Origin of the sequence: Kitasatospora sp. CB02891, assembly GCF_002803145.1 — a bacterium.
Lineage (GTDB): Bacteria > Actinomycetota > Actinomycetes > Streptomycetales > Streptomycetaceae > Kitasatospora > Kitasatospora griseola.
Genome location: NZ_NNBO01000031.1, coordinates 1 through 11944, shown reverse-complemented (window position 1 = coordinate 11944; position 11944 = coordinate 1). Strand labels below are relative to the sequence as shown.

Here is an 11944-nt window from a genome sequence, read left to right as displayed (position 1 = left end):
CCGAGGGCTTGTCCTCAGTTGCTCGCGTCCACTGTGTTGGTTCTGAAACCACGAACAGAACCCCGTTCACCAACGGGTTCCGGTTCGACAGTTTCATAGTGTTTCGGTGGTCATAGCGTGAGGGAAACGCCCGGTTACATTCCGAACCCGGAAGCTAAGCCTCACAGCGCCGATGGTACTGCAGGGGGGACCCTGTGGGAGAGTAGGACGCCGCCGAACAATTCTTCTGGAAAGGGCTCCAGCCACATGGCTGGGGCCCTTTCTGCATTTCCGGACGCGGATTCGGCAGCGGGAAGCCGAAAGGCCGGCGAGCCAGGAGCCCGCCGGCCCGGAGACCGGCAGGGCTCAGACCTCCTTGGCCGTCTCCGTCTCGCCGTCTCCGCGGCGGCGGAGCGCCCGTCCGGCGATCCCGATCCCGGTCGAAAGCTTGCCCGTCACCGCTTTGGCGCGGTCGAGGGTCTCGGCCCCGATGCGCCTGGCGGCGTCGACGCCTTCGGCGCCGGTTTCGAGCATCCGGTCCCTCGTCTCGCCGGCCGCGTCCACCCAGCGCCTGGCGTCCGACGACTTCCGATCGCGTTCGATGCCGAGCCGGCCGCGGAAGTCGTGGACGGTGGTGGCGACCTGGTTGCCCGAGTTGACCACGGCGGGGGAGGCGGTCGGGTGCAGCAGGACCTTGGTGTTGGCGGTGTCGACGGCCGCGTCGATGCGGGCCAGGAGGCGCTCGGTGCACCGGGAGATGAGCTCCACCCGGTTCTGCCGGGCGGCGCGGATCGCGAGGCGGTGCAGGTCGAGTTCGTCCGGGGAGGTGTCCAGGACGCGGTCGAGTTCCAGGACGGCGATCGCGTCCTGCAGTTGGAAGCAGCGGGCCAGTACGGCGAGCCACTCCCGGGTGGTGGTCTCGGCGTCCTTGGCGGCCTTGGCGAGGTCGCCGATCTTGCTCTTGTTCTCCAACTTCTCGGCGAGCGCGTCGAGTTGGCGCAGTGCGTAGGCCTGGGTGCGGGCGATCGTGATCGAGGTGAGCGACACCTTCGACCAGGTGACGTCGGAGACCCGGCCGACCTGGTCCCGGACGGTCAGGCCCTCTTCGATGACGAAGCCGGCTCCGATCATGTCCGCCAGTACCGCGTCCTTCTGGGCGCGGAGCACGTCGTCGACCTTCTCGTCGATCGCGGCGAGGTAGTCGGTGATCTCGTCCATGGTCTGTTGCATGGCGAGCTGTGCCATGAGGCCTGCGGCGCCTGCCAGCAGGGCCGGGTTGGACAGCATCGAGCCGGGTGTCCGCACCAGCTGGAGGATTCCCTTGATCTTGCCGTTCTCGGTGAGCACGGCCCGGCTGGTGTCGGCGGTCGAGCCCTTCATCAGCGGGTGCTTGCTGAGGGCCTGGGCGGACTCCTTGGTCAGCTTCACCCAGCGGCCCGAGTTGGCCGCGATCTCGGAGCCGACCTGGGTGGCGCCCGCCGTGGCGTTGAAGGCCGAGCCGAGCCGTGCCAGTCCGAGGTCCCGGGACGGCAGGCCTTCGGAGACCAGGAACCGTTCGACGGCGGTGGGGTCTCCGATGACCGCCAGGCCGTCGCCGTCGTTGATCAGCTGAAGGTCGGTGTTCAACGCGGCTCCTGAGTGGGCCGGGGCGGGTCAGAGCCGGCCGGCGGCCTTGAGGGTGAGGTAGGTGTCGGCGAGGGCGGGGGCGATGGACTCGGGCGGGGCGTCGAGGACGGTGATGCCGCGGCGGGTGAGGAGGTCTGCGGTGCGGCGGCGGTCGGCCCGGGTCTGTTCGGCGGCGGCGGCGCCGTAGACGTCGCGGACGGTGGTGCGGGGGGCGTTGACCAGCTGGTCGAGGCGGGGGTCCGCGACGGAGGCCAGGACGACCTCGTGGCGCTTGGTGAGGAGGGGGAGCTGGGGGAGCAGGCCGTCCTCGATCTGGTGGGCGTCGAGGCCGGTGAGGAGGACGATCAGGGAGCGGTGGGGGGCCATCCGGAGGGCGGTGGAGACCATGGCGCGCAGGTCGGTCTCGATCAGGGCGGGTTCCAGGAGGGCCATCGCGTCGGTGAAGGCGGGGAGGATCTCGGAGGGGGAGCGTCCGGCGACGGCGGTGCGGCGGTGGCGGTCGTGGGCGAGCAGGTCGACCCGGTCGCCGGCCTTGGTGGCGAGGGCGGTGAGCAGCAGGGCGGCGTCGAGGGCGGCGTCCAGGCGGGGGGCGTCGCCGACGCGGCCGGCGGAGGTGCGGCCGGTGTCGAGGACGATGAGGACGTGCCGGTCGCGTTCGGGCCGCCAGGTGCGGACGGCGACGACGCTGCGGCGGGCGCTGGCGCGCCAGTCGATGGAACGGACGTCGTCGCCGGGGAGGTATTCGCGCAGCGAGTCGAACTCGGTGCCCTGACCGCGGGTCAGGACGGAGGTGCGGCCGTCGAGTTCGCGCAGACGGGCGAGGCGCGACGGGAGGTGCTTGCGGCTGGCGAAGGGCGGCAGGGCGCGGACCCGCCAGGGGGCGTCGAGGGTGGCCTGGCGGCCGGCCAGGCCGAGCGGGCCGAGGGAACGGATGGTCACGCGTCCGCTGTGGTGGTCGCCGCGCCGGGTGGGGGCGAGCCGGGTGGTGAGGCGGCGGCGTTCTCCGGCGGGGACGGTGACGGAGTGCCGGGAGGCGGTGAGCGAGGTGCCGGGGGCCCACGCGGAGGGGTACCAGGCGTCGCGGATCCGGGCGCGCAGCGGGCGGCGGGACGGGTTGGCGACGAGCAGGTCGACGCCGACGGTCTCGCCGAGGCGGACGCTGGGGTCGCCAGACCGTTCCAGGGTGAGGCGGCGGACGGGGGCGGCGAGCACCAGGTCGGCGACGATCGCGGCGAGCAGCGGCAGCATGACCACGCCGATGCCGGTCCAGGAGGGGAGCACGAGGCCGACCAGGAGGGCGCCGAGGGCGGCGATGAGGGCCGTGCGGCCGGTCAGGGCCATGGGGTGCTGGGCTCGCTTTCTGGAACGGTGGACGCTGAGGGGGAGAGGCGGGCGGCGCGCTCTCCCCCGGGGCGGTGGCGGCTAGCGCGGTGCGGGCGTCTGGGCGAGGACGGCCTGGATGACGCTGTCGGCGGTGGTGCCTTCCATCTCGGCCTCGGGGCGGAGCTGGATGCGGTGCCGGAGGGTGGGCAGGGCGAGGGCCTTGACGTCGTCGGGGGTGACGTAGTCGCGGCCGGCCAGCCAGGCCCAGGCGCGGGAGGTGTTGAGCAGTGCGGTGGCGCCGCGGGGCGAGACGCCCATGGCGAGCGAGGGCGACTGCCGGGTGGCGCGGACCAGGTCGACGATGTACGCGAGGATCTCGGGGGAGACCGTGAGGGCGCGGATCTCGGCGCGGGCGGTGGCCAGGTCGGCGGGTCCGGCGACGGGGCGGACGCCGGCAGCGGCGAGGTCGCGGGGGTCGAAGCCGCCGGCGTGCCGGGCGAGGACCTGGAACTCCTGCTCGCGGGTGGGCAGCGGGAGGATCAGCTTGAGCAGGAAGCGGTCGAGCTGGGCCTCGGGCAGCGGGTAGGTGCCCTCGTACTCGACGGGGTTCTGGGTGGCGGCGACCAGGAACGGCTCGGGGAGCTTGCGGGGTTCGCCGTCGACGGTGACCTGCTTCTCCTCCATGGCCTCCAGCAGGGCGGCCTGGGTCTTCGGCGGGGTGCGGTTGATCTCGTCGGCGAGCAGCAGGTTGGTGAAGACCGGGCCGGGCTGGAACGAGAACTCGGCGGTGCGGGTGTCGTAGACCAGGGAGCCGGTGACGTCGCCGGGCATCAGGTCGGGGGTGAACTGGATGCGCTTGGTCTCGACGTCGAGGGCGGTGGCGAGGGTGCGGACCAGCAGGGTCTTGGCGACGCCGGGGACGCCTTCGAGCAGGACGTGGCCGCCGCAGAGCAGGGCGACGACCAGGCCGGTGACGGCGGCGTCCTGGCCGACCACGGCCTTGCCGATCTCGTCGCGCAGGCCGGTGAGGGCGGTGCGGGCGTCACGGGTCTGGCCGGGGTCGGTCTTGTAGAGCTGGTCGGTCACGGCTGTCGTACCTGCCATTCCATGTCGTCGAGGTCGTCGGCGAGCCGCAGCAGGGCGGCGTCGTCGGTGGGGGCCGGGCCGTACAGCAGCTGCTGGAGGTCGGCGGCGGGGCGTCCGAGCCGGGCGGCGGCGGCCTCGGTGAGGGCGGCCGGGTCGGGGTCCCCGGAGGTGTGCGGGAGGCCGAGGGCGGCGGCGGCCCGTCGGCGGGCGGCGCGGCGCAGGGTCTCGGCGGCGTGGCCGCGGGCGTTCGCGCGGTGGTAGAGCCGGGCGCGGCCTTCGGTGGTCTCGGAGGCGCGGACCACGGCGGGCAGCCGTTCGCTGAGCACCGGGCCGAGGCGGCGGGCGCGCCAGACGACGGCGAGCAGCGCGGCGAGGAGGAGCTGCAGGGCGCCCCAGTTCCAGCCGTCGGGGATCAGCTCGTCGAAGCTCCTGCGCTGCTCGGCGGGGGCGACCGAGGTGGTCAGGTCGGGGGTCTGCCAGACCAGCCGGTGGTGGGCGCCGAGCAGGCCGAGGACGAGGGCGGCGTTGCCGTCCTGGTCGAGGTGGGCGTTGGTGAACGGCCACTCGGTGCCGACGACGATCACCTGCTGGGTGCCGGTGGTGCGGCTGACCAGGCCCAGGCGGGAGCTGCCGTGCGGGTAGCAGCCGACGTCGCGGGCGGCGGGGTCGTAGCTCCGGCCGCCGAGTTGGGCGGCGCCGGCGTTGACGGCCTCGGGCAGCGTGCAGGCGGGCGGGACGGCGGTGGTGTCGATCGCGGAGTAGTAGGTGGAGATGCCGGGGGTGAAGGCGTTCAGGACGGGCTGGTCGGGGGCGACCAGCACCAGCCGGCTGTTGGCGCCGCGGGTGAGCGCGGCGAGCCGGGCGAGTTCCTCGCGGGGCAGCTGGTCGGAGTGGCCGAGGACGACGGTGGTGTCGTCGGCGCGCAGGGCCGCGACGAGATCGCTCTCGGTGGCGGCGGTGCGGCTGGTGACGCCGTGCCGCTGGAGGATCTGGTCGGCGGCGCGGGTGCCGTCGACGTCGCCGGAGCGGGGGTCGAACGGGCCGTAGCCGTTGGTGCCGGGTATGCCGGCGACCATCGCGCCGACCAGCAGCAGGGCGAGGCCGGCGAGCAGCCGCCAGCGCCAGCGCCGCCACAGGGTGCGCAGGGTGGTGCGGGGTGCGGCGGCGGCCGGTTCGACGGCGGGCTGTTCCGCGGGTTCGGCGGTGGCGGGCGGGGGTGCGGTGGTGGTCATGCGGTTCCTCCGCCGGCCGCCACGGGCGTGGGGCGGGTGCGTTCGAGGGCGCGGTCGAGGTCGGCGAGGAGCCGGTAGGAGGCTTCGTCGGCGGTCCGTTCGCCGAACGCGATGTCGTCGAACAGCCGTGCTGCGGAGGCGAGTTCGCGGGCGCGCTCGGGCAGGGCGCGGCCGGCTTCGGCGGCTGCCTCGTCGGCGGTGCGGCCGGGGCGCGGGTCGAGGACGGTGCGTTCCTCCAGGCCGCGGACCAGGGCGCGCATCTGCTCGCGGACGGCGTCGGCCCAGGCGCCGCGTTCGGCGTGGGCGGCGGCGTCGGCGCGGTGCTGGGCGGCGCTGCGCGGCCCGTCGGCGGCGAACAGCCGGCCGGCGGAGCGGGCCTCGCGGCGGGGCGCGCCGTAGCGTCGCCAGAGCAGTACGGCGATGATCGCGGCGAGGACGATCAGCACCACCAGGGCGGCGCCGTCGCCGCCGCCGAGCGGGCCGCCGACGCCGTTGAACAGGTGGTCGAGCTGGTCCTGGATCCAGGTGATGAAGCGGTCGACCAGGCCGGGTTCGTGCTGGTGGTAGACGGCCTTGCGGAGTTCTTCGTGCGCGGCGTCGCGGGCGGCGTCGCGCGGCACGGTGACCGGGACGCCGTCCGCGAGCAGCGCCCGTCCCCCCCGGAGTCCCATGGCGGTCAGGCCCCCGGCGGGGGGTACTGGCCCGGGACGGGCGCGCCGGCGGCGGGCGTCCACTGGCCGGGCAGGCCGGCGGCGCGGGCGAGTTCGAGGTCGAGCGCCTCGCGGCGGATCCGCTGGTCGATGTAGAGCAGGCCGATCATGTTGCCGGTGAGCGGGATGGTGAGGGTCTTGGCGAGGACGCCGCAGACCGCCATGACGCCGATGCCGATCGCGGCCTCGCCGTCGGTGGCGTAGATGTCGGCGGGGCCGCCGCCGATCAGCAGGGTGATGATCGCGCCGGGGACGGTGAGCACCGCGGCGAGCAGGCCGACGGCGATGCCGAACACGAGCATGGTGCCGAACATCCGCCACCAGGAGCCGCGGACCAGGTGCCAGGAGCGCTTGAGGGCGCCGACGACGCTCTGCCGCTCCAGGATCAGCGCGGGGGCGGCGAAGGAGACCTTGACCCACAGGAAGACCGCGGGCAGCACGGCGGGCGGCACGAGCAGCAGCAGGGCGGGCTGCATGGTGGCGCCGGTCAGCGCGAAGATCGGGACCAGCGGCACGGCGAGCGAGCCGAGCAGGATCGCGGTCTGCAGCAGGGCCAGGCCGGTCAGTCGGCCGAGGTGCGGCCGGGCCTGCGCCCAGGCCTGCTTGGGCGTGGTGTCACGGCCGAGCAGGCTGTTGCCGATGACGGGGGTGAGCAGTCCGGTGGAGATCACGCCGGCGAGCATTTCGAGCGGCATCGTGTAGTAGCCGTCGAACATGGCTTCGGTGCGGGTGCCGGAGGTGTGGAGCCACCAGGAGACGCCGGCCTGGACGAGTTCGAGCACGCAGGCGAGGACCAGGCTGAGTCCGAAGGCGGTCTTCCAGTACCGGCGGACGAGGGCGAACGCGCCGTCCATCAGTTCGCCGAAGCCGAGGGGGCGCAGCGGGATGATGCCGGGGCCGGGCGTCGGGCCGGGCGGCACGGCCGGGCCGGGGTGCGGCGGTGCGGGTGCGGCGGTGGTCTGGGGGACCGGGGGAGCCTGGTGGCCGGATTCGGACGGGCCGGGCGCGGGCTCGGGAGAACCGGGTGAGGTCCAACCCGGGGTCTCGGACAATCGACGCTCCTCGTCGGGGCACCCTTGGCGCGGGTGCTTCGGGGGCCCATCGTGCCATGGTGCGCACGCGCACCCCAGGGGTATCCCGTTGCTGATCGGCAACGGTCCGAGCAAGGCCGCAAAGCCGATACCTTTGCGATGGTATGACTGGTTCGGCCGACGGCCGGGGGGCCGGGGACGGAACAGCTGTGCGTCAGGTCACATTCGGGTGATGAGAAGATGGAGCCATGAAGGGACGTGTCCTCGTCGTCGATGACGACACCGCACTGGCCGAGATGCTCGGCATTGTGCTGCGTGGTGAGGGTTTTGAGCCGTTTTTCGTCGCGGACGGGGACAAGGCGCTGGCCGCCTTCCGGGAGACCAAGCCGGACCTCGTACTGCTCGACCTGATGCTGCCCGGGCGGGACGGCATCGACGTGTGCCGCCAGATCCGGGCCGAGTCGGGCATTCCGATCGTCATGCTGACCGCGAAGACCGACACGGTCGACATCGTGGTCGGTCTGGAGTCCGGCGCCGACGACTACGTGACGAAGCCGTTCAAGCCCAAGGAACTGGTCGCCCGGGTCCGGGCCCGACTGCGGCGGGCCGAGGAGCCCACGCCGGAGCAGCTGACCATCGGTGACCTGGTGATCGACGTCGCCGGGCACTCGGTGAAGCGCGAGGGCCGCGGCATCCCGCTGACCCCGCTGGAGTTCGACCTGCTGGTCGCGCTGGCCCGCAAGCCCTGGCAGGTGTTCACCCGCGAGGTGCTGCTGGAGCAGGTCTGGGGCTACCGGCACGCCGCCGACACCCGGCTGGTCAACGTGCACGTGCAGCGCCTGCGCTCCAAGATCGAGAAGGACCCGGAGCGCCCGGAGATCGTGGTCACGGTTCGCGGCGTCGGCTACAAGGCCGGGCCCAGCTGAGGATGAGCGAGGAGCAGGCCGCCGCCTCCCCGTCGGACGAGACCTCCGGCGGGGAGGCTGCTGTGCGCGGCGACGTGCTGAGTTCCACCACCGGCCGGCCGCGCCGGCGCCGGTGGTGGTCGGTGCTGTTCGCGCCGGTGATCCGCCAGTTCCGGCACCCGGTGGGCCGGGTGCTGGCGCTGTACCGCCGCTCGATCCAGCTGCGGGTGGTGGCGGCGACCCTGCTGCTGTCCTTCGTGGTGGTGCTGGTGCTCGGCGTGGTGGTGGTCGCCCAGGTGCGCACCGGCCTGCTGGAGGCCAAGCAGAAGGCCGCCCACGGGCAGGCCATCGGCGGCTTCCAGATCGAGCAGGACAAGATCAACGAGGCGATCAACCTGCAGGCCAAGGCCGGTGCGACCGCCGACCCGACCCGCGACCGGATCAACGCCTGGCTGACCAAGCAGGTCTCCGACCTGGCGTCCGGCGGCGCCGGCGTCTACTCGGTGATCGCGATCGCGCCCAGCGGCCAGGAGGAGAGCGCCTCCAGCGCCGGCCTGCGCGGCGCCCGCTACTCGGGCTCGATCCTGCCCGACTCGATCACCCCCGAGCTGCGAGCCCTGGTCGCCGCCGAGCCGTCCATCCCGCACGAGCAGCCGGTCAAGCTGCACCGCGCGCCGGACAGCCAGGCCAAGCCCGACGACAACAAGGGCCTGGCGATCGGCAAGCAGTTCACCGGCCCGGACGGCAACCCGTACCAGCTGTACTACGTGTTCTCGTTCTACCAGGAGACCAGCACCCTGAACCTGGTGATGGGCACCCTGGCCACCGCCGGGCTGTTCCTGGTCATCCTGCTGGGCTGCATCGCCTGGCTGGTGGTCCGCCAGGTGGTCACCCCGGTGCGGATGGCCGCCGGGATCTCCGAGCGGCTGGCCGCCGGGCACTTCGACGAGCGGATGAAGGTCACCGGCACCGACGACATCGCCCGCCTCGGCGACTCGTTCAACCGGATGGCCAACGGCCTGCAGGCGCAGATCCGCAAGCTGGAGGAGCTCTCCCGGGTGCAGCGGCGGTTCGTCTCCGACGTCTCGCACGAGCTGCGCACCCCGCTGACCACGGTGCGGATGGCCGCCGACCTGATCTACGACAGCCGCGAGGACCTGGACCCGATGGCGGCCCGCTCCGCCGAGCTGCTCCAGGACCAGCTGGACCGCTTCGAGTCGCTGCTCGCCGACCTGCTGGAGATCAGCCGCTTCGACGCCGGCGCGGCCATCCTGGACGCCGAACCCGTCGACCTGCGCGACATCGTGACCCGCGTCGTGGAGGCCGCCGACCCGCTGGCCCGCGCCAAGGGCAGCGCGGTGCTGATCCGCGGCGGCGAGACGCCGGTGATCGCCGAGGTCGACAGCCGCCGGATCGAGCGGATCCTGCGCAACCTGGTGGTCAACGCACTGGAGCACGGCGAGGGCCGGGACGTGGTGATCCGGCTCGGGGCGGGCGACGGCGCGGTCGCCGTCGGCGTTCGCGACTACGGCATCGGCCTGAAGCCCGGCGAGGCCTCCCGGGTGTTCCACCGCTTCTGGCGGGCCGACCCGTCGCGGGTGCGCACCACCGGCGGCACCGGCCTCGGCCTGTCCATCGCGGTCGAGGACGCCCACCTGCACGGCGGCTGGCTGCAGGCCTGGGGCGAGCCCGGCGGCGGCTCGCACTTCCGGCTGACGCTGCCGCGCACCCGCGGCGGCGAGCTCTCCCGGGCCCCGTTCCGGTTGGAGCCGGAGGACTCCCGGCACAACCGCGGCATGGCCTCGGTCGGCGCGCCCTACCGGCGCGCGGTGCGCGGCACCGAGCCCGCCGCCGTCCCGGAGACCCCGGACACCGAGCGGCAGACCTTCGGCTCCGGGCTGGGCGGGGTGCTCAGCATCGGCCCGGGCCTGGGACGGCCCAGCGCGGCCCCGGTCGCGAACCCGTCCGACGTCCGTGCCGGAGCCGCCGGTTACGGCGCCACCGGCGCGCAGATCGTGGTGGACCGCAGCGGCCGCCCGACCCAGCCGGCCCCGCCCGCACCGGACGGCGCCGACACCGACCAGGAGGGGACCGCCGGTGCACAGGAACGACAGGACGGCTGAGCGGCGGACCCGCGCCCTGGGCGGCGCGGCACTGCTGGCGGCCGCCGTGACCGGCTGCGCCACGATGCCCTCCGGCGGCCCGCCGCAGCGCCTGGAGGTGCCGCAGGGCGCCGCCGACGGCGTCCAGGTGCACGTCTACCCGGTCGCCCCGCACAAGGACGAGAGCCCCGACGACCTGCTGGCCGGGTTCCTCGACTCCTCCAACGCGGACCAAGCCGACTACGACACCGCCAAGCAGTACCTGACCGCGGAGGCCGCCAAACGCTGGCGCCCCGACGCGCAGGTGGTGGTGCTGGCCGACGCCCCGCGCCTGAGCCACCCCGTCCTGGGGCAGGACGACACCAGGGCGCACCTCAGCGTCAGCGGCAAGCAGGTCGCCGAGCTCGACGGCCGGCACACCTACCAGGCCCGGTACACCGACGACTACGAGCAGGAATTCACCTTCGTGAAGGTCGGCGAGGGCCCCGACGCCGGCCAGTGGCGGATCGACACCCTCCCCGACGGCCTGATCGTCGACCAGACCAACTTCAAGAACACCTACAAGCCGGTCCACCGGTACTTCTTCGCCACCGCCGACCCGACCAGCGAACGCACCCAGGCCAACCCGGTGCTGGTGCCCGACCCGATCTACCTGCGCCGCCGGATAGACCCGCTCACCGAGGCCGCCCAGGCCACCGCCGACGGGCCCTCGCAGTGGATCGGCCCGGTGGTGTCCTCCAAGCTCGACGGCGTCAAGGTGCTGAGCGCGACCGCCGGCGACAACCGGATCGCCACCGTGAAGGTGGACGGCGTCGACCTCGGGAAGAACCAGACCGGCTGCCGGCAGATGGCCCAGCAGCTCTTCCAGACCCTGGCGGACCAGCAGGGCAAGCTGGACCGGCTCGACCTGTCCTCGCCCAAGGGCGGCTGCACCCTCAGCGCCGCCGAGGCCGCGCAGGTCGCGCCCGGCGTACTGGCCGGCGGCGAGGGCGGCACGCAGGCGTACATCCAGCTGGTCGACGGCCGGCTCACCCGCTACCAGGACGGCCTGGACCCGGCCCCGGTCGCCGGGGTGCTCGGCCAGGTCGCGCCGGGCGGCCAGCCGCGCCCCGGCGAGCTCGCCGTCCGCCGGGACGGCAACGCCGTCGCGGTGATCGGCCAGGACGGCCGCAACCTGTACCGCACCGGCCTGACCGAGACCGACAAGTACGGCGACCCGATCGTCTCCAGCCGCGCCCCGCAGCCCGGCCAGGGCCTGGCCTCGCCGAGCTGGGACGGCCGGCAGGACCTGTGGCTGGTCGACCGCGACCCGGCCGCGTCCCGGGTGCTGATGGTGCGCGAGCGCACCGTCGTCCCGGTGACCGTGGACGGGCTGGACGGGCGCACCGTGCAGTCGCTGCGGATCTCCTCCGACGGCACCCGGGTCGCGATGCTGGTGCACCGCGGCAACGACCCGACCACGCTGGTGCTCGGCCTGGTGGTGCACGGCGGCACCGCGGTCAACCCGACCGTCCGGATCACCGCGCTGCGCAACATCGCCCCGCAGCTCACCGAGGTCGCCGCCGTCTCCTGGGGCGACGCCGACCAGCTGGTGGTGCTCGGCAAGGAGGCCGACCGGCTGCAGCAGCTGCACTTCCTGGGCACCGACGGCTCGCAGTCCACGGACTCCCCGCTGCAGGGCGGCGAGTCGATGACGGCGCTGTCCGCCACCGAGGCCCGGGCGCCGGGCGACCAGGTCGGCCCGGCGGTGCTCGCCGCCTCGACCAACGCGTCCGGGCAGCGCCTGTACCGGCTGAAGGACAACCAGTGGCACGCGGCGTCCAGCAAGTGGCCGTCCGCGGCGTTCATCTACCCGGGCTGAGCCCGGCCTCCCCGGCGGGCGCGCCGCGCCGGCCGGGCCCGGGGCCGCGCCGGGCGACCGCCGCGACGGTGGCCGCCGCCCGCGGCGGG

At 73.8% G+C, this 11944-nt stretch carries 9 protein-coding genes and 1 rRNA gene; 4 read left to right on the top strand and 6 right to left on the bottom strand.

What is annotated here, in order from left to right; all coding sequences use genetic code 11:
* Window positions 1-102: 102 nt before the first annotated feature.
* Window positions 103-219, top strand: a 5S ribosomal RNA gene (gene rrf, locus CG736_RS35690).
* Window positions 220-345: 126 nt separating this feature from the next.
* Here rrf and CG736_RS35685 read toward each other — a convergent pair.
* From CG736_RS35685 to CG736_RS35660, 6 genes are all read right to left on the bottom strand, one after another.
* The gene (locus CG736_RS35685; protein ID WP_100590249.1) at window positions 346-1605 is read right to left on the bottom strand and encodes a hypothetical protein; all 1260 of its coding nucleotides are present in this window, start codon (window positions 1603-1605) and stop codon (window positions 346-348) included.
* Between the two features lie 27 nt (window positions 1606-1632).
* A complete protein-coding gene (locus tag CG736_RS35680) occupies window positions 1633-2946 on the bottom strand; it encodes a DUF58 domain-containing protein (protein WP_100590248.1) in 1314 nt (437 codons plus the stop codon).
* Between the two features lie 81 nt (window positions 2947-3027).
* Window positions 3028-4032: a MoxR family ATPase gene (locus CG736_RS35675; protein ID WP_100590247.1), complete on the bottom strand. Its 1005-nt coding sequence runs from the start codon at window positions 4030-4032 to the stop codon at window positions 3028-3030.
* Window positions 4011-5246 carry a DUF4350 domain-containing protein gene (locus CG736_RS38490; RefSeq protein WP_100590246.1) on the bottom strand — a complete coding sequence of 412 codons (1236 nt, stop codon included), beginning with the start codon at window positions 5244-5246 and terminating at the stop codon, window positions 4011-4013. Before CG736_RS38490 ends, CG736_RS35675 begins: the two co-directional genes overlap by 22 nt.
* Complete coding sequence (locus tag CG736_RS35665; protein ID WP_100590250.1) at window positions 5243-5917, bottom strand: DUF4129 domain-containing protein; 675 nt, start codon at window positions 5915-5917, stop codon at window positions 5243-5245. The genes CG736_RS38490 and CG736_RS35665 overlap by 4 nt, the downstream gene beginning before the upstream one ends.
* Before the next feature lie 5 nt (window positions 5918-5922).
* On the bottom strand, window positions 5923-7008 hold the full coding sequence (locus CG736_RS35660; RefSeq protein WP_100590245.1) for a glycerophosphoryl diester phosphodiesterase membrane domain-containing protein: 1086 nt from the start codon (window positions 7006-7008) through the stop codon (window positions 5923-5925).
* A gap of 227 nt (window positions 7009-7235) precedes the next feature.
* Here CG736_RS35660 and mtrA point away from each other — a divergent pair, with 227 nt between their 5' ends.
* From mtrA to CG736_RS35645, 3 genes are read left to right on the top strand one after another with little or no spacing between them, the layout of a single operon-like run.
* Window positions 7236-7913 carry an MtrAB system response regulator MtrA gene (mtrA, locus tag CG736_RS35655; RefSeq protein WP_030459579.1) on the top strand — a complete coding sequence of 226 codons (678 nt, stop codon included), beginning with the start codon at window positions 7236-7238 and terminating at the stop codon, window positions 7911-7913.
* Between the two features lie 2 nt (window positions 7914-7915).
* Window positions 7916-10015 carry an MtrAB system histidine kinase MtrB gene (gene mtrB, locus CG736_RS35650; RefSeq protein WP_100590244.1) on the top strand — a complete coding sequence of 700 codons (2100 nt, stop codon included), beginning with the start codon at window positions 7916-7918 and terminating at the stop codon, window positions 10013-10015.
* Window positions 9990-11855 carry an LpqB family beta-propeller domain-containing protein gene (locus CG736_RS35645; RefSeq protein WP_100590243.1) on the top strand — a complete coding sequence of 622 codons (1866 nt, stop codon included), beginning with the start codon at window positions 9990-9992 and terminating at the stop codon, window positions 11853-11855. The genes mtrB and CG736_RS35645 overlap by 26 nt, the downstream gene beginning before the upstream one ends.
* The last annotated feature ends 89 nt before the right edge of the window (window positions 11856-11944 follow it).